Annotated in this window: 13 protein-coding genes; 10 read left to right on the top strand and 3 right to left on the bottom strand. The window is 73.4% G+C overall.

Annotated elements, in window-relative coordinates:
* Window positions 1-71: 71 nt before the first annotated feature.
* The 6 genes from ACTMTJ_RS17035 (at window position 72) to ACTMTJ_RS17010 (ending at window position 11,714) form a co-directional block, all read left to right on the top strand.
* Window positions 72-1,682 carry a CHAP domain-containing protein gene (locus tag ACTMTJ_RS17035; RefSeq protein WP_441217571.1) on the top strand — a complete coding sequence of 537 codons (1,611 nt, stop codon included), beginning with the start codon at window positions 72-74 and terminating at the stop codon, window positions 1,680-1,682.
* Between the two features lie 12 nt (window positions 1,683-1,694).
* Window positions 1,695-3,260, top strand: coding sequence for a glucosaminidase domain-containing protein (locus ACTMTJ_RS17030; protein WP_441217569.1), 1,566 nt, complete (start codon window positions 1,695-1,697; stop codon window positions 3,258-3,260).
* A 182-nt stretch (window positions 3,261-3,442) separates the two neighbouring features.
* The gene (locus ACTMTJ_RS17025) at window positions 3,443-5,281 is read left to right on the top strand and encodes a trypsin-like serine protease (protein ID WP_441217567.1); all 1,839 of its coding nucleotides are present in this window, start codon (window positions 3,443-3,445) and stop codon (window positions 5,279-5,281) included.
* Between the two features lie 31 nt (window positions 5,282-5,312).
* Window positions 5,313-9,482, top strand: coding sequence for an RNase A-like domain-containing protein (locus tag ACTMTJ_RS17020; RefSeq protein WP_441217565.1), 4,170 nt, complete (start codon window positions 5,313-5,315; stop codon window positions 9,480-9,482).
* 18 nt (window positions 9,483-9,500) lie between these two features.
* Window positions 9,501-10,010 (top strand): hypothetical protein, encoded by a 510-nt coding sequence (locus tag ACTMTJ_RS17015; RefSeq protein WP_441217563.1) that lies wholly within the window; start codon window positions 9,501-9,503, stop codon window positions 10,008-10,010.
* Window positions 10,011-10,040: 30 nt separating this feature from the next.
* On the top strand, window positions 10,041-11,714 hold the full coding sequence (locus tag ACTMTJ_RS17010; RefSeq protein ID WP_441217562.1) for an outer membrane protein assembly factor BamB family protein: 1,674 nt from the start codon (window positions 10,041-10,043) through the stop codon (window positions 11,712-11,714).
* 89 nt (window positions 11,715-11,803) lie between these two features.
* Here the strand turns inward: ACTMTJ_RS17010 and ACTMTJ_RS17005 are convergent, their stop codons facing one another.
* From ACTMTJ_RS17005 to aceA, 3 genes are all read right to left on the bottom strand, one after another.
* Window positions 11,804-12,820, bottom strand: a complete 1,017-nt coding sequence (locus tag ACTMTJ_RS17005; protein WP_441217560.1) for a GTP cyclohydrolase, FolE2/MptA family — start codon at window positions 12,818-12,820, stop codon at window positions 11,804-11,806.
* 214 nt (window positions 12,821-13,034) lie between these two features.
* Window positions 13,035-14,624 carry a malate synthase A gene (aceB, locus tag ACTMTJ_RS17000; protein WP_441217558.1) on the bottom strand — a complete coding sequence of 530 codons (1,590 nt, stop codon included), beginning with the start codon at window positions 14,622-14,624 and terminating at the stop codon, window positions 13,035-13,037.
* On the bottom strand, window positions 14,621-15,892 hold the full coding sequence (aceA, locus tag ACTMTJ_RS16995) for an isocitrate lyase (protein ID WP_441217556.1): 1,272 nt from the start codon (window positions 15,890-15,892) through the stop codon (window positions 14,621-14,623). Before aceA ends, aceB begins: the two co-directional genes overlap by 4 nt.
* 125 nt (window positions 15,893-16,017) lie before the next feature.
* On the opposite strand from aceA, the gene ACTMTJ_RS16990 reads away from it, so the two are divergent.
* The 4 genes from ACTMTJ_RS16990 to ACTMTJ_RS16975 all read left to right on the top strand — a co-directional run bounded on the left by ACTMTJ_RS16990 (window position 16,018) and on the right by ACTMTJ_RS16975 (window position 20,879).
* The gene (locus ACTMTJ_RS16990; RefSeq protein WP_441217554.1) at window positions 16,018-17,415 is read left to right on the top strand and encodes a short-chain fatty acyl-CoA regulator family protein; all 1,398 of its coding nucleotides are present in this window, start codon (window positions 16,018-16,020) and stop codon (window positions 17,413-17,415) included.
* A gap of 751 nt (window positions 17,416-18,166) precedes the next feature.
* Window positions 18,167-19,393 carry an MFS transporter gene (locus tag ACTMTJ_RS16985; protein WP_441217552.1) on the top strand — a complete coding sequence of 409 codons (1,227 nt, stop codon included), beginning with the start codon at window positions 18,167-18,169 and terminating at the stop codon, window positions 19,391-19,393.
* 68 nt (window positions 19,394-19,461) lie between these two features.
* The gene (locus ACTMTJ_RS16980; protein WP_441217550.1) at window positions 19,462-19,704 is read left to right on the top strand and encodes a hypothetical protein; all 243 of its coding nucleotides are present in this window, start codon (window positions 19,462-19,464) and stop codon (window positions 19,702-19,704) included.
* 2 nt (window positions 19,705-19,706) lie between these two features.
* Complete coding sequence (locus ACTMTJ_RS16975; protein WP_441217728.1) at window positions 19,707-20,879, top strand: YcaO-like family protein; 1,173 nt, start codon at window positions 19,707-19,709, stop codon at window positions 20,877-20,879.
* Window positions 20,880-20,920: the final 41 nt, after the last annotated feature.

The following is a 20,920-nucleotide window of genomic DNA, read 5'->3' as shown; positions in this document are numbered from 1 at the left end:
GGCCGCTCCAGCGACGGCCTCCACCGTGGTGCGCGACGACGAGCGTCGTCGCGTGAAACAGGAGGAGTCTCGTGACCGTTCGAGAAAGAACCCGGCGGTTGGTCGGCGCGCTGGCCGTCGCCACCGCGCTCTCCGGCGCGGCGGTGACCGCGGGCCTGGCGCACGACGTCGCCGACGGCGCCCGGTACGCGTACGCCGCGCCCAGCCGCCAAGCGATCGCCAACACGGCCAACGCGGAGGTCGGCAACAGCGAGGGCAACGGCGGCTGCCTGAAGTACGGCCCCTGCCGGACCTACGAGTGGTGCGCCATGTTCGCCGAGTGGGTCTGGAAGACCGCGGGGGTCTCGCCCGCGCCCACCTCCTGGGTGGCCACGGCGGTCGGCACGTGGGGGGTCGATCGCGGGCTGTTCAAGCGGCGGCCGGCGGGCCAGCGGGGCAACCCGCTCCCCGGCGACATCGTCGTCTACGGCGAGCCCGGCTCCGGCGAGGGCGGCCACGTGTCCATTGTGTACTCGGTGAACGCGGACGGCTCGATCACCACGATCGACGGCAACTACAGCGCCCGGGTCGCGCGCCGCACCATCGACCCGAGGACCGCCCGCGCGGGCGGCCGCAACGTGCTGATCTCCGGATACGTCTCGCCGCCCGGCGTCGTGGACACCCAGCCGCCGGCGGGGCCGCCGTCCGGTCCGATGTTCCACCAGGTGCGCGACACGGAGGGAAACTGGTCGGGCTTCCAGCCGCTGGCCGGATACCTGACCACGCTCCCCGGTGACGCGCGGGACATGTCCGTGGCCGCCATGCCGGACGGCTCGGCGCAGGTGCTGATCGTCGGCGCCGACGGCGGCGTGTACCACGAGGTGCGCAAGGCGGACGGCAACTGGACCGGCTTCCAGCCACTGCCCGGCCTGGGCACCCCGGACACGGCCCAGGCCAGCCGGGTCGCCATCGCCGGCCTGCCGGACGGCTCCTCGCAGGTGCTGATCATCGGCGCGGACGGCGGCGTGTACCACCAGGTGCGCGACAAGGACGGCAACTGGACCGGGTTCGCGCCGGTCGCCGGCATGAACACCACCGACATGGCCAAGGGTGGCGACGTCGCCATCGCCGGCCTGCCGGACGGCTCCGCGCAGATCCTCATCATCGGGGCCGACCGCGGGGTGTACCACCAGACCCGCGAGCCGGACGGCCACTGGACCGGCTTCCGCCCGCTGGCCGGGCAGGGCACCACGGACACCGCGCAGGGCAGCCGGGTCGCGATCGCCGGCCTCGAAGACGGCACGTCACAGGTGCTGCTCATCGGCGCGAACGGCGGCGTGTACCACCAGGTGCGGTACCCCACCGGCAGCGTGATCCCGGACTCCGACTCCGACACCGTCCGGGTCTGCCGGGACCTCGACGGCTGCTGGACCGGCTTCCGGTCCGTCGCCGGCATGGGTACGACCGACCCGGCTCGTGGCGGTGACGTGGCGATCACGGGCATGCCGGACGAGTCGGCGCAGGTGCTGATCGTCGGTGCGGACGGCGGGATCTACCACCAGATCCGGGACGTGGAAGGCGAGTGGACCGGCTTCCGGCCGCTGGCCGGGCAGGGCACCACGGACACCGCGCACGGCAGCGGCGTCGCCATCGCGGGCATGCCGGACGGCACCGCCCAGGTCACCATCGTCGGCAAGCGCTAGGAGCCGGACATCATGAGAATCACCGCCTCGTTGGGCGCGGCGGCGTTCGCGTTCGCCGCCATCCTGACCGCCCACGCCGCACCGGCCAGCGCGAGCCCGCAGAGCGACTACATCGCCGTCGCCGGGCCGGCCGCGCAGACCGTCCGGCAGCAGTACGACATCCCGGCGTCCGTCACGGTCGCACAGTCCATACTGGAGTCCGCCTGGGGGCAGAGCCGGCTGTCCGTCAACGACCGCAACTACTTCGGCTTCAAGTGCACGGCGGCCGGCCAGCCCGGCCCGATCGCGACCGGCTGCCACGACTACCCGACCCAGGAGTGCACGCCCGGGTGCCACACCGTCCACGCGTACTTCCGGGTGTACGCCTCGATGACCGACTCGTTCCGCGACTACGGCCGGCTGCTCACGACCAGCGCGACGTACGCCGACTCGCTGCCGTACCGGCACGACCCGGACCGGTTCATCCAGGCCGTGGCGCGGCACTACGCCACCGACCCCAACTACGCCAGCAAGGTCATCAACCTGATGCGCACCTACGACCTGTACCGGTTCGACACCGGCGCGCCACCGGCACCGGCCGGCGGGCCGATGTTCCACCAGGTGCGCGACACGGCCGGAAACTGGTCGGGCTTCCAGCCGCTGGCCGGGTACGGCACGACGCAGCCGGGTGACGCCCGGGACATGTCGGTCGCCGGGTTGCCGGACGGCTCGGCGCAGGTGCTGATCGTCGGCGCGGACGGCGGCGTGTACCACCAGGTGCGCAACGCCGACGGCAACTGGACCGGCTTCCAGCCGCTGCCCGGGATCGGCACCACCGCGACCGCGAAAGCCAGCCGGGTCGCGATCGCCGGGCTGCCGGACGGCTCGGCCCAGGTGCTCATCGTCGGCGCGGACGGCGGCATCTACCACCAGGTGCGCGAGCCCGACGGCGACTGGACCGGGTTCGCGCCGGTCGCCGGCATGAACACCACCGACATGGCCAAGGGTGGCGACGTCGCCATCGCCGGCCTGGCGGACGGCTCCGCGCAGATCCTCATCATCGGCGCGGACGGCGGTGTGTACCACGAGATCCGCGAGCCGGACGGCGACTGGACCGGCTTCCGCCCGCTGGCCGGGATCGGCACCACCGACACCGCGAAGGGCAGCCGGGTCGCCATCGCCGGGATGCCGGACGGCTCCTCCCAGGTGCTCATCATCGGCGCCGACGGCGGGGTGTACCACCAGGCCCGCTACCCGGAGCGCTACGTCATCCCGGCCTCCGACCCGAACCTCGTCCGGGTGTGCACCGACACCGACGGTTGCTGGAGCGGGTTCCGGCCCCTGGCCGGCATGGGTACGACCGACCCGGCCCGCGGCGGTGACGTGGCGATCGCCGCGACGCCGGATGAGTCGGCGCAGGTGCTGATCGTCGGTGCGGACGGCGGGATCTACCACCAGATCCGGGACGCGGAAGGCGACTGGACCGGCTTCCGTCCGCTGGCCGGGCAGGGCACCACGGACACCGCGCACGGCAGCGGCGTCGCCATCGCGGGCATGCCGGACGGCACCGCGCAGGTCACCATCGTCGGCCGGCGCTGACCCACCACCGAGGCGGGCGGCTCCGGCCGCCCGCCTCACCATCCGTGACGGTCCACAGTGTACGTCGCAGCCGGGTAGGCGAATCCGGCGCGAAGTCGAAATGAAGCAGCTCTCTGATGCCATGTACGCGCCGCCGGCGTTCGGCGGCGTCGTGGCGTCCTGTTCGCGAGGGGAAATCAGCCGTGCGCACAACTGATGGAAAGACGATCGCCGCCGCGCTCCTGGCCGGGGCGCTGCTGGCGACGGGCGGCTGGGTAGCCGCCCCGGCACTGGGCATCGCGGACGGAGCACCGGACACCGGTGCGGCGTACGGGTTCGTGGCCCGCCTCGACGTGGGTCTGGAGAAGCGCGGGTGCTCCGGTACCCTCGTCGATCCTGAGTGGATACTCACGGTGAAGTCCTGCCTGACCGGCGCGGTGCCGGTGCCGGGCGGGCCACCGCTGGTACCCATGAGAGCGAGCGTCGGCGCCACCGTCGACCGTCCGGTGGTCGAGATACAGGGGCATCCCGACCGCGACCTCCTCCTCGCCCGCCTCGCCAAGCCGGTGACCGACGTGGCGCCGGTGCGGGTCGGCACGGGCGCCCCGCAGGTCGGCGAGGCGCTGCGGGTCGCCGGCTACGGCCGGACCGCCACCGAGTGGGCGCCGGAGAAGGCGCACTCCGGCACGTTCACGGTGCGGGCGGTCGGTGCCGCCAGTATCGACGTGGCGGGCGACGCGGCCGCTCCGGCGACCGTGTGTCCGGGAGACGCCGGCGGTCCGGCGCTGCGCCAGACCGGCACCGGCCTCGAGGTCGTCGCGGTGAGCAGCCTGTCCTGGTCGGGCGGCTGCCTCGGCGTCCCGGCCTCCGAGACCCGCCGCGGCGCCGTGCAGACGCGCGTCGACGACGCGAAGGAGTGGATCCGCCAGACGCTCCGCGAGACGTTCGTGCGCCTCGCGTCGAGCGCGCAGGTGCTCGACACCCGGTCCGGCATCGGCACCACGGCCGGCACCCGTGCGGCGCAGAGCACCACGACGTTCCAGGTCTCGGGTGTCGGCGGGGTGCCGGCGACCGGCGCCCACGCGGTGCTCGTCGACGTCACCGCGGTCCCGGCGGCGGGCACGAGCACGTTCTTCACCGTGTATCCCGCCGGAGTCGCACCGGGCGGGCCACTGTCCATGGTGAACGCCCAACCCGGCGAGATCATCTCGAACACCGCGGTCGTGCCGCTGCGCGCGGACGGCAAGCTCTCCGTCTACAACCACGGCGCCGCGGACGTCGTCGTCGACGTGCAGGGCTACTACACGCGGGGCGCGGGCGGTGGCTTCGTGCCGCTCGACCACACCCGCCTGGCCGACACCCGCACCAGCGGCGGGGCCGTCCCCGCCTGGGGCAGCCGCGTGTTCAACGTCGCCACCACCGGCGGTGCGGTACCGGCCGGCGCCGGCGCCGCCTTCCTCGACGTCATCGTCGTCGGCGCGACCGCCGGCGGCTGGCTGGGCGTGTACCCGACCGGCGGCGCCAACAACCGCAGCGCGATGGACTTCGTACCGGGTGAGACCGCGCACGCCGTGTCGGTGAAGCTCGGCACGGACGGGAAGGCCACCTTCACCAACAACAGCGGTGCCCCGATCCACCTCGTGCTCACCGCCACCGGCTACCACACGGCCACCGCCACCACCGGCTACGGGCTGCGGACGGCGCCCGCCACCCGGATCCTGGACACCCGCCTCGACAACGGGCCCGCGGTCGCGGCGAACGGTGTCGTCGACGTCCCGCTCGGGCTGCCGGCCGGCTGGGGCGCGCTGCTCAACCTCACCGTGGTCGACAACACTCACGGCGGGTTCCTGCGCGCGTGGCCGGTGGGCGGCGCCGAGCCGGGGACATCCCTGAGCAACTACCCGGCGCCGGGCGGTGTCCGGGCCGGACTCACCGCCGTCAAGGTCGGCACGGACGGCAAGGTGCGGATCCGCAACGTCGGGCCCGGCACCACCCACCTCCTCGTCGAGATGCAGGGCTGGTACGCCCCGCCGATCGCCTGACCCGCGCCTCCACAGTGGATTGGAGTACGTCATGCGCAAGACCAAGGTAAGAGCGGTCGCCGCCGCGGTGGTGGCGATCCTCGCCGGGGGCCTGCTCGTCGCGCCGGAGCGCGCGGCCGCGGCCGAAGTCGAATACGACCGGGGGTTCGCCGTCTTCCTGCTGTCCGAGGGCGGCCCCTCGACCCGCCGGGCGGCCGAGACCGCGCTGCTCGGCTCGGACGGCGACCTGCGCGAGTTCCTGGCCTCCGGCCGGGTCGCCGCGCAGCGGGCCGACGACCGGGCCGCGGCGCAGGTCCTGGCCGGGATGGACGGCCCCGCGGTACGCGAGGCCGCGGTGCGCGCCCTCGACGGGCCGCCCGAGCAGCTGCGCCAGTTCGTCGAGGAGGGCTGGAAGCAGCCCTGGGCGGCGGACGAGCGGCTGCGCGTACACCGGGTCTGGGAGGCCGGCGGCCCGCGGACCAAGCAGGCGGCGGCAGCCGCGCTGGCCGGTGACGCCGCGGACTGGTCCGAGTTCCTGCTGACCGGCCGGGCCACCGCCGAGCTGGCGGACGACCGCCTCGCCGCGACGCGGATGCTGGCCGGTGCCCCCAACGCCAGCGGTCCGAACCTCGACGCGGCCGCCCAGCGGGCGCTCGGTGGCAGCGCCGACCAGCTGCGCGAGTTCCTGGTGTACGGGCAGTTCGTGGCCCGCGCGCGGGACACCGAGATGGCCTCGATCAAGAGCCTGACCGAGCAGGCCAAGCAGGCCGGCGAGACCACCGCGCGGGAGTCGCTGGCCGCGGCGGAGGCCTCGGCACGGGCGGTGAACGCCGCGGCCGAGGCGAAGAAGGCCGCGGAGACGGCGGCGGCCGAGGCCGAGGCGGCCGGCGGCGCGGCGGGCAAGGCGTCCGCGGCGGCCGGCCGGGCGGCGGACGCGGCGGCGGGTGCGGCGCAGGCGGGGCGCGAGGCGATCGCCGCCTCGAACGCGGCCATGCGGGCGGCCCAGGTCGCCGCCGACGGGGCCCGGCAGGCCACCGCGGCGGCGTCGCTCACCGCGCAGGCCGCCACCCGCGCCCAGCGGGCGGCGGCGAACGCGCGCACCGACGCCGGCCAGGCCGCGGCGGCGCGGCAGGCGGCGCAGGCGGCCCGGGACGCGGCCGCCAAGGCACGCGAGCTCCAGCAGATCAAGGCCGAGCGGGACCGGGCGATCGCCCAGGCCCAGGCGGCGGCCCAGTCGGCACACAGCGCCGCCGCCAACGCGGACGCCGCCGCCGTCGCCGCGAACGAAGCCAGCCACCACGCGGGGGTTTCGGCGGCCCAGGCGGAGCGGGCCCGCGCGGCGGCCGCGGCCGCACAGCGCGAGGCGCACGCCGCCGCGCGCGCGGCCGACCGGGCGCTGTCGTTCGCCCGCGCCGCGGCCGCCGCGTCCGACGAGGCGTTCGCGTTCGCCGCGCAGGCGGCCGACCACGCCGAGCGCGCCGCCGCGGCGGCGGACACCGCGGCCGAACAGGCCGGTATCGCGGAGAAGGCGGCGGAGGAGTCGGCCAAGCACGCGGCCGCCGCGGTCGAGGCGGCCAACGTCGCCGTCGCCGCCGCCAACCAGGCCGTGACCCTGGAACAGCTGGCCCGGCAGGAGGACGCCGCCCGGCTCGCCGAATGGACCGAGCAGGGGGTCAAGGACGCGCAGGACGCCGTCGCGCAGGAGCAGGCGCGCGGCACCGACGCGGGTGAGTACACCGCCTGGAACCGCAAGCTGCTGTGGGACACCGCGGAGCAGGACCGGGTGCCCCCGGCCACGCGGACGCTGCTCACCGAGGCGGCCGCTCCCGGCGCGCCGACCGCGGTGGTACTCGACAAGGGCCGCCGGGCCGCACTGACGCTGGTCTCCACCGGCGGCGAGTGGACCCGGGCCGCCGCCGAGGACGCCCTCGCCGGCGACGAGTTCGAGATGCGGATCTGGCTCGCGACCGGGCGTATGGCCGCGGCCGGTGAGGACGACCGGGAGCGGGTCTGGCGGCTCGTCGACACGCTGCCGGACGGCCCGGAGAAGACCGCCGCCCGCGCCGCGCTCGACGGCGACAACGCGGCCGTGGCCACTTTCCTGCGTACTCGCGCGTACACGGGCAAGGCCGCCGAGGACCGCCGCAAGATCTTCGCGATCCTCAACGCCAACCCCGGGCCCAACGTGCGGGCCGCCGCGGAGCGGGCGCTGGCCGGCACGCCCGCCGACGCGCACCAGTTCCTGCGCGCCGGACAGCACCCGGCACGGACCGCCGACGACCGCCTGGAGATCAACCGGATCATGGCGGCGGGTGGCCCCGAGGTGAAGGCCGCCGCGCAGGTGGCACTCGCCGGACCCGGCTCCTACGCCTCGTACTTCCTGGCCGCCGGCCGGTACCTGGCCGCGCAGCGGGACTACGAGCAGGCCACCCACGTCGACGCGGTACACGCGCTGATCAAGCAGGCGCAGCAGTACGCGGAGACCGCCCGGGCGGACGCCGCCGAGGCCAACCGGGTCGCCGCGGTGGCCCGTAACGCGGCGGAGGAGGCTCGGCGGTGGGCCGACCAGGCGGCCGCGTCGGCGGACCTCGCCGGCCAGCACGCCGCCGCCGCGCAGGCGTCGGCGATCGCGGCCAAGCGTTCGGCGGACGAGGCCGCGCAGTCGGCGGAGACCGCCCGCAACGCGGCCAACTCGGCGCAGGCCAGCGCCAACGCCGCCGCCCAGTCGGCCGCCACCGCGACCGCGGCGTCCCGGCGGGCGCAGGCGGACGCGCAGACCGCGCAACAGGCGAAGCTGGACGCGCGGCAGGCCGCCATGGATGCCAGCAACGACGCCCAACTGGCGGCGCAGGCCGCCAAGGAGGCGATGGACATCTACACCAACCGCCTGCGGACGATGCAGCAGGAGGACCGCAGCACGGACCCGGGCAGCGGCCCCGGTGGCAGCGGTACGGCGGCGGACCAGCACCGAAACTGGTCGTGCCTGTCGATCGAGGCCGTGACGATGCCGAAGGACTGCCTCAACGTCTACCTCAGCTTCACCGAGGCCCTCGTCAACCCGATGAAGTGCGCGTCGCCGGCGGGCAAGGCCACGGCGGGCTGCCAGATGCTCCACGACATCCAGCAGTTCATCGAGGAGAACCCGGAGATCATCCTCGACTTCCTCCAGCTGGCGCTGATGGCGTGCGGGCTGGTGCCGGTCGTCGGCGAGCCGTGCGACGCCATCGACGCGGCCATATCGTTCGCACGCGGGGACATCGTCGGCGGCTTCCTGTCGCTCGGCTCCCTGGTGCCGGTCCTGGGCTGGGGTACGGCGGCGGCCAAGATGTCGGACAAGCTGCGCGACGTCATGCGCATCGTCGACAAGTTCAAGGACAGCTGCAAGACCACGAGCAGCTTTGTGCCGGGTACCCGGGTGCTGCTCGCCGGCGGGCGCACCGTGCCGATCGAGGATGTGCGTGTCGGTGACACGGTGGTCGCCGCGGAGCCCTCCGCGGGCCGGACGGCGCCGAGACCGGTAACCGCCCTCGTCGGCAGCTCCGGCGACAAGGTGATCGTCGACATCGCCGTCGACGACGACGGCGACCGCCACACCCCGGCGCGGACCGTCTCCGCGACGGCGGGCCACCCGTTCTGGGTGTCGCAGCTGGGCCGTTGGGTGCCGGCGAAGTCGCTCGTCTCCGGGGTGTCGCTGCGCACCGCGGACGGCACGACGGCCGACGTGGTGGCGGTGTCCCGGCGGACCGTACGGACGGCGGTGCACAACCTCACCGTCGACGGCCTCGCCACTTACTTCGTGGTCGCGGGAGACGCGCGGCTGCTCGCGCACAACTGCACGAACCTCAAGAAGGACGAGGAGAACACCCCCGCCCACACGATCGAGGAGCACGTCGACCCGAGCGACGCGGACATCCTCGCCCGGGCCGCGGACACCGGCAAACCCGTCGGCCGTTGGACGGACGTCGACACGGCGCAGAAGGTCGTCACCGACGTGGTGGCCGGCAAGCGGCCCGAGATCGACGGCTGGGTCAACCGCGCCTCCCAGGGCGGCAACAGGGAGAAGGTCATCAACGGCTACGTGAAGGACGGCGGGTCGCTCGGCGTCGTCGCCCTGCCGAACGGGCAGATCGTCCCCGCAGGCAACAAGTACCGGATCGTGCTCCAGTACCGGCCGGGTCACAAGAACGGGTTCATCGTGCTGACCTCGTTCCCGCTGAAGTAGTCAGGAGATCGACCAACCATGAAGACACCGCACTTTCTCGTGGCTACGACACTGGTGGCCGGATCGGTGCTGGCACTGACGAGCGGCGGCTCGGCCGCCCGCGAAGCGGCGGACGCACCGGCACCGGCCGTGGAGAACTACGCGTATCCCAACGCCGACCAGGTGCTGGCCCAGCACAACCTGAAGGTGTTCCGCGGCGACGGGCGCATCGTGCTCGACAGCTCCCGCACCTACGACGACGGGCAGTGCGCCCCCGGCCAGATCCAGGTCGAGAAGGCGCTGCCCGACGCACCGTACGGCGTGTACTACTGCTTCCGCACGTGGGGCACGCGGGGCTTCCTCACGCTGGAGGTGCCGGCCACGTTCGGCGTCCGGGGCGGCGACCGGCCGTTGCAGGCCACGGCGGATCTGCCCGAGGGCGAGGACCGGACGTACGCGGTGCCGGCCAACGGGTACGTCGCCATCGAACCCGGCGAGGGATCCGAGCTGCCCAAGGCGATCCTCGTCGAGCTGCGGCTCACGCCGTAGCCACTGGCCGGCGTGTGCCACCCTGGCGCGGTGACTCTGGGAAGGGTGGTCGCGCGCCAGGTCGGGTGGATGCTGCTGGCGGTCGGTGCCGTCCTGCTGGTGGCCGGCCTGTTCCTGCCGTGGGACTGGGCAGGGACACGCCGGCCGCCCACCGCCGCCGTGCTCGCGCTCGTCGGCCTCGGCCCGGTCACCAGCGCCGCCGTCATCCTGCGGTACTGGTGGCCGGGCTCCCGTCCACATCGGGGGCCCGGCCCGCCGCTGGCAGCGGCCGGCGCGGCCGCCCTGGCCACGGTGATCGCGGCCGGGCTGCTGCTACGGATCGACCCCGAGCGGGGCATCCGGATCGGCGGGCCGGAGGCGACACTCGGATGCCTCGGCCTCCTCGCCGGCTGGCTGCTGGTGGCCGCCGGGCGCGACGGCCGTCTCAAGTGGACCCTGACCGCTCTGCTGGCCGCCCTGGTCGTGCTCCTGCTCGGCCCTGCCGCGGCGCCGGCGCTCAGCTGGTACGCCGACGGCCGCTTCGTCCGGCACGACACCAGCACCGCACTGCCCGACGTGGTGCCGGCCGCGCCGGCCGCCCCCACACGCACCAGCTGGCAGGCACGCGTGCCGCTGGTCGAGACCTACCAGGATCCGGCCGCACCGCTGGTGGCCGGCCGCTACCTGGTCCTCACGCACGCATACGGCGCGAGCGCGGTCGACGCGGTGACCGGAGAGACCCGGTGGTCGTACACCCGCTCGGACGGGCTGACCGTGGTCGCCGCGGTGGTCGCCGGCGGCGGCCGGACGGCGGCCGTGCTGTTCGACGGCTACATCGGCGGACTCGTGGTGGGGCTGGACACCGCGACCGGCCGCCAGCTCTGGCAGCGCCGCGACCGCGGCTGGGGCCGGGCGACGACGATGTTCGGCACCGACGCCGCCGTGCTCGTCAACGACCGCACGGCACGCGGCGGCGAGGCGGTGACCCAGGCGCTGGACCCGCGCGGCGGCGTCCTCCGGTGGACCTGGCGGTCGGGCACCGGGGAGCGGCACGGCTGCTGGGCACAGACCGGCACCCCGGCCAGCGACGTGGTGGCGATCGTCGTGCTCTGCGACGCCCGCGAACAAGACTTCGTCGCCGCCTTGTCCACGCAGGACGGCCACGAGCTCTGGCGGTGGCAGCCGGGCGGCGGCGGCGACCGGACCCCCTTCCCACGGTCGATCCGGGCCACCGGCGCCGGCTTCTGGGTCGCGACCACCACACCCGCCACCCGCGACGGCGCCCCGGCCGTCGACACCGCCCGGGTGCTGGACCCGCGGACGGGCACGCCAAGCGCCGAACACCCGCTGCCGCCGGGCCTCCCGGTGTTCGCCGGTGCCACCGCCGTATACGTCGGCGACTCCACCACCGCCGTCGACCTCACCACCGGCCGCGAACGCTGGCGCCGCGACGTACCCGACCTCGCCGGCCGGGCACCGGCCGCGGTCACCGAGCGGGACGGCGCCGCCTACGTGCTGGCGGCAGCCGACGGCGACGCGGCCGCCCCGGGCACCCGGCTGCTCGTGCTCGACACCACGACCGGCACGGTCCGCGCCCAACACCCCTTCGACCCGCCCGGCTGCCCGGCCACCCCACGCTCGACTCTGTCGCTGGCCGCCGCGGCGCTGGTGGTCGCCTCAACCGACCGCTCCGGCGACACCACCTGCCTCACCGCACTCGGCTAGCCCTTCCCCCAAGAGGGGTGAGCGCGACCAGCCGCGAAGGGTGAGGCCCTGACAGGAACTCAGAGCGAAGCCACCTCGGCTCCGGAAGGTCATGGAGTCTTTGCTGTCGAGGTTGGTGGCTCCGTCGGCGCCGGCCCGGTCAGTGTGGCGATGAGGTCGCTGGCGGGTGCGTGGAGCCGCGCGTGGACGTCGTGCCCGTGGATCGACTCGTGGCTCTCGGCCTCGACCTCGACGACGAGGCCGTCCTCCGCGACGATCAGGCCGTCCTGGTCGGCGGCGAGGCCGCCCTGGTCCGTGCGGAGTGAGCGGACGAAGCCGCTGGCGACCGAGCGGACCACGTCTTCGACGAACTGCGGCGCGAGGTGGGCGCGGCGGACCAGGTCGTACTCGTCGGGGCGTTTCAGCAGCTCCTGCGTCAGCGTCGTGTGCGCGGCGAGCGTGCGGTAGAGGTGCTGGTATCCGGGCAGGGCCCCGGCGCTCGCGGCCTCGACGCCGAGCCGCACCGTGCCGCGCTGGCTGTGCGTGGCGATCGGCAGCCGGCGCAGGAGGTCGCTGCCCTCCTCGGTGGTGAGGCCGACCTCGTTGATGAGCTCGGTCAGGGCGTACCCCTGCATGCACGGGCACGCGGTCATGTTGGTGGCCGTGACCCCCTGGCCGACCCTCGGCTCGGGCCCGGCGGTCGCGACGGCCGAGATCTCGACGGTGTCCGGGGAGGGGAGGCCGCTGACCCGCGTGCGCGTGGCGAGCGGGACCCTGGCGCGGAGCCGCACCTCGGCCGCCTCCTGCCGCTGGGTGTCCTGGACGCGCGCGGCGATGGCGGCGGCGAGGTGGCTCAGCGGCAGCGACTCCGGCGCCTGGAGCGCGGTCTGGATCCGCGACATGTGGATGCCGCGCTGGTCGGCGCGGAGCGAGACCCGGACGTCCACGTCGCAGAGCAGGGGCAGGGTGCCGCCGACGAGGTCGTCGGCGACGTGCAGCAGGACCTGCTGGTTGCGCACCGACACGACTTGCAGGGCGACGGGCACGGCCGGGCGCTGGTTGGGCACGTCGTAGAACGCCTCGTCGTATCGGACCGGCGAGGTGACGGACGACATCGGCGTTGGCATGGTTGCCAGTGTGCCGCCCGCCTACTTCAAATCGCTTGCACAGACCTTTCAGGTGGCCGTGGGGACGTGGTAGCTCATCCCTTGCTGCCGAGCTGCCCCATTTGTGCGAGCAGGTCGACAGCCTCCCTGGGATGCACAACCCTCCGGTGTTGTCCCGTCGGCCATCGAGACCACGACGGACGTCGCGGCAGCCCAGGTCTCGCCGGTGGCCGGGTCAGGCTTGGCCGACGAGGTGGCGGGCGTAGGCCTCGATGGTGAAGAACGGCGGCAGCTCCTCGCCGAGCGCGCCGGCGGCGAAGATGGCGGCCGCCTCGGCGAGCCGGCCCTGGTCGCTCGGGCCGCGGTCGAGCCGGAGCGCGGCCAGCTCTTCGTCCATCATGGACCGCACCAGGTCGGCGGTGACGTGGCCACCGCCGGCCAGCGGCGTGCCGTGGTGGATCCATTGCCAGATCTGGCAGCGGGCGATCTCGGCGGTGGCCGCGTCCTCCATCAGGTCGAAGATGGCGACCGCGCCCGTGCCGCTCAGCCAGGCGTCGATGTACCGGAGGGCCACGGCGACGTTGTTGCGGACGCCGTGATAGGTGACCTGGCCCGGCGTCCGGTCGACGGCGAGGAGCGCGTCGGCGGTCACGGTGACGTCCTCACGCAGGCGGTCGATCTGGTGGGGGCTGTCGCCGAGCGCGGTGTCGAACGCCTCCCGGCACACCGGCACCAGGCCCGGGTGCGCGACCCACGAGCCGTCGAAGCCGTCGCCGGCCTCGCGGTCCTTGTCGGCGCGGACCTTGTCCATGGCCACCCGGTTGACCGCCGGCTCCTTGCTGGGGATGAAGGCCGCCATGCCGCCGATGGCGTGCGCGCCGCGGCGGTGGCAAGTGCGGACGAGCAGCTCGGTGTACGCGCGCATGAACGGCACCGTCATGGTGACCGCCGAGCGGTCGGGCAGCACGAAGTCGTCGCGGTTGCCGAAGTTCTTGATGATGCTGAAGATGTAGTCCCACCGGCCGGCGTTGAGACCGGCTGAGTGCTCCCGCAGCTCGTAGAGGATCTCCTCCATCTCGAACGCCGCGGTGATGGTCTCGATGAGCGTCGTGGCGCGGATCGTCCCCTGTGGAATGCCCACATAGGTCTGCGCGAAGCGGAAGACGTCGTTCCACAGCCGCGCTTCCAGGTGGCTCTCCAGCTTCGGCAGGTAGAAGTACGGGCCGCGGCCGGCGTCGATCTGTCGCTGCGCGCAGTGGTAGAAGTAGAGCCCGAAGTCGACGAGGCTGGCCGAGATCGGGCGGCCGTCGACGACGATGTGCTTCTCCGTGAGGTGCCAGCCGCGCGGCCGCACGACGATGGTGGCCGGGTCGTCGCCGAGCTCGTAACGCTTGCCGTTCGGCGCGGTGAAGTCGATGCGGCGGTCGATGGCGTCGATCAGGTTGAGCTGGCCGCTGATGACGTTGTGCCACGTGGGCGACGTCGCGTCTTCGAAGTCGGCCAGCCAGACCTTGGCGCCGGAGTTGAGCGCGTTGACGGTCATCTTGCGGTCCGTCGGGCCGGTGATCTCGACGCGCCGGTCGACCAGGCCCGGTGCCGGCGGCGCCACCCGCCACGACAGGTCTTCGCGGATCGCCCGCGTCTCGGGCAGGAACCCGGGCAGCTGGCCCTCCGCGTAGCGGGCCCGCCGGGCGCGGCGGGTGTCGAGCACCTGCACCCGCCGCGTGGCGAACTCCCCGTCGAGCGCCACCAGGAAGTCGAGCGCCTTCTGGTCGAGGACCTCGCCGAAGCGGTCCTCCATGCGTCCGGTGACCTGGATTCTCATGAAAACTGGGCCTCCTCGGTCGAGCCGCGCAGGGCGGTGGTCTCGGCGTCCGGGTTGAGCACGGTGCTGATGAGGTCGAAGTAGCCGGTGCCCACCTCGCGCTGGTGCTTCACCGCGGTGTAGCCGTCCGCCTCGGCGGCGAACTCCCGCTCCTGGAGCGACACGTAGGCCGGCATGCCCTCGGCCGCGTACCCGCGCGCGAGGTCGAACATCGAGTAGTTGAGCGCGTGGAAGCCGGCGAGGGTGATGAACTGGAACTTGTACCCCATGTGGCCCAGCTCGCGCTGGAACTTGGCGATCGTGGCGTCGTCGAGGTGCTTGCGCCAGTTGAACGACGGCGAGCAGTTGTACGCGAGGAGCTGGTCGGGGTGCTCGCGCTTGACCGCCTCGGCGAAGCGGCGGGCCACCTCGAGGTCGGGCGTGCTGGTCTCCATCCACAGTAGATCCGCGTAGGGCGCGTAGGCGATGCCGCGCGCGATGCACGGCTCGATGCCGTCGCGGACCCGGTAGAAGCCCTCGGCCGTGCGTTCGCCGGTGACGAACGGCCGGTCGCGCTCGTCGACGTCGGTGGTGATGAGCGTGGCCGCCTGCGCGTCCGTGCGCGCGACGATCACCGACGGGATGCCGGACACGTCGGCGGCGAGCCGGGCGGCGTTGAGCGTGCGGATGTGCTGGCCGGTCGGGATCAGCACCTTGCCGCCGAGGTGGCCGCACTTCTTCTCCGACGCGAGCTGGTCCTCCCAGTGCACGCCGGCCGCGCCGGCGGCGATCATCGCGGTCATCAGCTCGTACGCGTTGAGCACGCCGCCGAAACCGGCCTCCGCGTCGGCCACGATCGGCGCCAGCCAGTCGAACGGCGGTTCGGCCCCCTCGGCCGTGGTGACCTGGGCGGCGCGCAGCAGCGCGTTGTTGATGCGGCGCACGACCGCGGGCACCGAGTTGGCCGGGTAGAGGCTCTGGTCCGGGTAGGTGTGCCCGGCGAGGTTGGCGTCCGCCGCCACCTGCCAGCCGGACAGGTAGATCGCCTTGAGGCCGGCGCGAACCATCTGCACCGCCTGGTTGCCGGTGAGGGCGCCGAGCGCGTGCACGTACGGCTCGTCGTGTAGCAGCGCCCACAGCCGCTCGGCACCCCGGCGGGCCAGCGTGTGCTCCTCCTGGATCGCGCCGCGCAGGCGCACCACGTCTTCGGCCGTGTATGTCCGCTCGACGCCTCGCCAACGCGGGTCTGTCGTCCACTCGTCCTGCAAGCGTTGCGCGTTCGTGTTCATTCGCAGAACTTCGCATCCGGGCCGTCGACCCGTAAAGGGACGGAAACAGCCAATTATTGAGAAGCCTCTACGCGATTTTGCAAACTTGCGAATTCACTCCTTTTCAAGCCTGCTAATCTGTCGTGATGACCAAGACATTCGCGGGGGCACGGCTGCGACGCCTGCGCGAAGACCGCACGATCAGCCAGGTCGACCTGGCCCGGCAGCTTGGCATCTCGGCCAGCTACCTCAACCAGATCGAGCACGACGCGCGGCCGCTGACCGTGCCGGTGCTCATCCGCATCACCGAGCTGTTCGGCGTCGACACGACATTCTTCGCGCCACACGACACCCCCCGACTCGTACACGACCTGCGCGAGGCGTTGCCGCCGCGGGTCACCGTGCCCGACCTGACCGAGCTCGCCACCAAGCTGCCCGAGGTGGCCGAGGCCGTGATCGAGCTGCACCGCCGCTACCGCCAGGCCGGCGACCAGCTGGCCGAGATCCTCGGCGACCGCGAGCTGGTGGCCGGGCGCAGCCCGCACGACCAGGTGAGCGACTTCTTCTACCGCCGGCAGAACTACATCCCCGACCTCGACGAGGCGGCCGAGGCCCTCGCCGAGCGGATCGGCGTGCGGCGCGGCGAGACCCGCGCGGTGCTGGCCGACCGCCTCGCCGAGCGGCACGGCATCCGCATCACCCGCGACGACGCCGCGGCGCTCGCCGGCGAGCTGCACCGCTACCGCCCGGAGACGCGCACGCTCCACCTCTCCACGTCGCTGCGGCCGGGCCAGGAGGCGAGCCGCATCGGCGCGCAGATCGGCCTGCTGGAGTGCGCCGACATCATCGACGAGATCATCGAGGAGGAGCAGGTCGACGACACGCAGACCCAGATCCTCATGCGGGTCGGCCTGGCCAACTACTTCGCGGCCGCGCTCATCTTCCCCTACCAGCGCTTCCTCACCGCGGCCGAGACCATGCGCTACGACATCGAGCTGCTCACCAACCACTTCGCGATGGGCTGGGAGTCCGTCTGCCACCGGCTCAGCACCCTCCAGCGCCCCAAGGCCCGCGGCGTGCCGTTCTCCTTCGTGCGCGTCGACCGCGCCGGCAACATGTCCAAACGCCAGTCGGCCACCGGCTTCCCGTTCTCCCGCTCGGGCGGCACGTGTCCACTGTGGAACGTCTACGAGGCGTTCAGCGCGCCCGGCCGGGTGACGAGGCAGATCGCCGCGATGCCCGACGGCCAGCGCTACCTGTGGATCGCCCGCACCGTGACCCGCCACCGCGGCGGCTTCCGCCAGCCCGGAAAGAGCTTCGCGATCGGCCTCGGCTGCGAGACCCGCCACGCCGGCCGCCTCGTCTACTCCGACGGCATGGACCTCGACGCGACCGGCGCCGCCACCCCGATCGGGCCCGGCTGCAAGACCTGCGAGCGCCTCACCTGCGCCCAGCGCGCCGCCGCCCCGATCGGCCGCCGCCTGGACCTCGACGAAAACCGCAGCACCTTCATCCCGTACCCCCTCAAGACGGACGGCATGTAGCGCTCTACGACGTTTCGGAGTCGGGGTGGCTTCGATCCCTATTAGACAGAGATGTGAGCTACCGCGATGTGCGTCGTGGTCCAGGCCGCTGCTCCCGCGGCCTCACCCGTCCGCCGCTGGTCGCGCCGTTGGTCGACGTTTGTCCACAATGTCTATTCCCGGATCGGCGATCCGGGAAAGCAACGGGGTTGTCGTCGCCGCGTGTAACCGCCACGAGGGTGTGAGCCGCGCGAGATTCGAGATCTAGGAGAGTAGGGCGCTATTTCAACCCCAAGTCTCCTAGATCTCGAAGTCCCGACCTCTGGGCTGGTGACGGTGCGTCAGGATGGCGGAGGTAGGGTCCGCGACGGACGCCTTCGGGCTTGTCTCGCGGAGCTGGCAGTGGACGGCCGGGGGTTTCGGCGAGATGGGGGCCTTCGCGGGCCGGTTGTGGCTGGTCTGTTGGGAAGGCTGTCGAGCTGAGCGCACCGCTGCGTTCACGCCGTCGTGCGTGCGGCGGTGGGTCGATGGGGGTGGCCCACTGTAGGAAGCAGAGCAAAGGCATCCCGCGCGCACCTACCCCCGGCCGGGGCCCGTGAGGCCCGGCGCAGCCGCTGGGGTGAGCGTGACCAGCGGCGGACGGGTGAGGCCGCGGGAGCAACGGCCTGGACCACGACGGGCGTCGCGGTAGCTCACATCTTCTGTCCAAGTAGGGATCCAGAGGGGGCCGAAGCTACCCCGACTCCAAAAGGTCTCTATATAGGGTGGCCGGGTGTCGGTGGAGGCGTCGGGGCGGTTGCTGGCCGAGCGGGACTTCCGGCGCTGGTTCGTGTCGCGCTCGACGTCGTTCGCCGGCACCGTGGCGAGCGCGGTGGCGCTGCCGCTGCTGACCTACCAGACGAGCGACTCGCCCGCCCTGACCGCCGCGGTCGTCGGGCTGGAAGCGTTGCCGTACCTGCTTTTCGGGCTGTTCGCCGGTGCGGCGGCCGACCGCCTGCGGCGCAAGGCGATGATGGTGAGCGCCGACATCGCGTGCGCGGCGCTGCTCGCCACCGTGCCGCTGGCGCACGCGCTCGGCGTGCTGACGGTCGGGCACGTGCTGGCGGTCGCGTTCGGCGTGGGGTGCGGGTTCTGCTGGTTCGACTCGGCCGCCTGGGGTGCGCTCGCGCGGCTCGTCGGCAAGCCGAGGCTGCCCGCGGCCAACAGCCTGATCTGGTCGACCGAGATCGTGCTCGCCATCGCGGTCCCGGCCGCCGCCGGCCTGCTCGCCAGCCTGGCCGACCCCGCGGTGGTCCTCGCCGGCGACGCCGCCACCTACCTGGTCTCCGCCGCCCTCCTCGTGCGGATCGGGACCGACCTCGACCCGCCGGTCCGCGCGGAGTCGCACGTGCGGGCGGACATCGCCGAGGGGCTGCGCTTCCTGTGGCGGCAGCCGGTCATCCGCACGATGAGCCTGACCGGCTTCGGGCTCAACCTCGCCGGGGGCGGCGCCTCCGGGCTGCTCGTCGTGCACGCCGACAAGGTGCTCGGGCTGAGCTCGCCGGACCGCCGGGTCGGCCTGCTCTACAGCGCCGCCGCGGTCGGTGGCCTGGCCGCCGCCGTGCTGCTGCCGCGCGCGGCCCGCACGCTCGGCGCGGGCAAGGTCTCCATCGTCGCGTACGCGCTGTTCGTGCTGGCGCTGCTCGGGCTCGCGGTCACGCCGGTGTTCGCCGGCGCGCTGCTGCTGTGGGCGGCCTGGGAGCTGGGGCGCGGCGCCGGCAACATGAACGGCATCACCGTCCGCCAGCAGCTCACGCCCGACGAGCTACAGGGGCGGGTCAACACCACCGGCCGGATGATCTCCTGGGGCGGCACCCCCTTCGGCGCGCTGGTGGGCGGCGGGGTGGCCGAGCTCGCGGGTGTCCGCGCGGCCTACGTCGTGCTCGCCGTGCCGGTGGCCGTCGGCCTCGTCGCGCTGGTCGCCTCCCCGGTTCGGCGCCTGCGGGTTCCGGCCGGATAGGCGACTGTGCGCGGCGCGGCGCGGTCCTACGATGCGGGGATCGAGAGCCTGCGCTGGGGGAGGGTTCGATGGAGATCGACGGTCTGCGACCCGATGAGCTGCAAGAGCTGCTGGAGAGCCTCGACGTTCCCGCCGGCCGTGGCGGCGCGCGCCTGTGCCGGGTGACGGCGGCGGCCTGGCCGGGCGGCGTGAGCCCGTGCCGGGTGGTGGTGGCCGGCTGCGCCGACGTGGTCAGCCGGTGCCGGGTGACCGACGCCGGCGCCAACCTCTGCCGCACCATGCCCAACGCCTGCCGCGTGCGGCCCGCTTGACGGTGCGCCTGCGCGACCGGGTGCCCAAGGCGCGTGGCACACAGCGCGAGTGCACGGCCGAGGAGACCTACGAGCGGATCCGGCCGCACCTCGCCCGCGCCGGCATCACCGAGGTCGTCGACGTCACCGGCCACGACCGCCTCGGCATCCCGGTCTTCACCGCCCTGCTGCCGCGGTCCGTCGACGACGTCCCCGTCTACGGCGGAAAGGGCCTGACCCCGGCCGAGGCGCGGGCTTCGGCGGTGATGGAGGCGGTCGAGCGCTTCGCCGCCTGGCTGCCGCTGCGCCCCACCGCGATCGCCTCGTACGCCGAGCTCGCCGCCGCGGGCCGCGCCGCCGTCCGCCCGGCCGACCACAACCTCGCGCCGCACCCGGAGTACACCGACGACGCGCCCGTCTTCTGGGTCACCGGCCACGACCTGCTCCACGACGAGCCGGTGCTGGTGCCGCACGGCGCCGTGGCGTACGGGCCGCAGCCCGCGTCCCCGCACTGCTACACCGTCACCACCACCAACGGCCTGGCCTCGGGCAACAGCGTGGAGGAGGCGGTCTGCCACGCGCTCTGCGAGGTGGTCGAGCGGGACGCCATGACGCTGGCCGAGGTGACCGGCGACCGGATGCGCTCCATCGTGGACGGTGTGCCCGAGACGGAGTGGCTCGACCCCGGCACGCTGCCGGCGCGGGCGCGGGCGCTCGTGGCCGGCTTCGCCGGTGCCGACGTCGAGCCGCGGCTGCGGTCGATCGCGACGGACCTCGGCGTGCCCAGCATCCTGGCCGTGGCGGCCGAGGGTGGGCGCCAGCACTCCGGGTTCGGCACCCACCCCGACCTGGAGGTCGCACTCACCCGCGCGATCACCGAGTGCGCCCAGCTCCGTGCCGCCGGCGGCCCCGGCGTGGAGTCTACTGTGGACGAGGCGGCGATCTTGGATGCGTCCGCGCTGCCGACCTACCCGAGCGACGACATCGCCGCGGACGTCCGGTTTCTGCTCGACCGCCTCCGCGCCGCCGGCCTGGCGCGCGCCGTCGTCGTCGACCTGTCTCCGCCCGGCATCCCGGCACACGTGGTCCGCGTGGTCGTGCCCGGCCTCGAGTCGTGGGCGATCGACCGGTCGCGGCTCGGGACGCGGGCCACCGACGCCTGGAACAACGCGGTGGCGCTCATCACGCATACATGAGGGTGCGACGGGGTAGAGCGATCACGACATTCACGCGCCAA

It is taken from the genome of Phytohabitans sp. LJ34 (assembly GCF_052068095.1).
Lineage (GTDB): Bacteria > Actinomycetota > Actinomycetes > Mycobacteriales > Micromonosporaceae > Phytohabitans.
The sequence above is the reverse complement of the archived record's forward strand: the minus strand, read 5'-3'. Positions and strand labels throughout refer to the sequence as shown.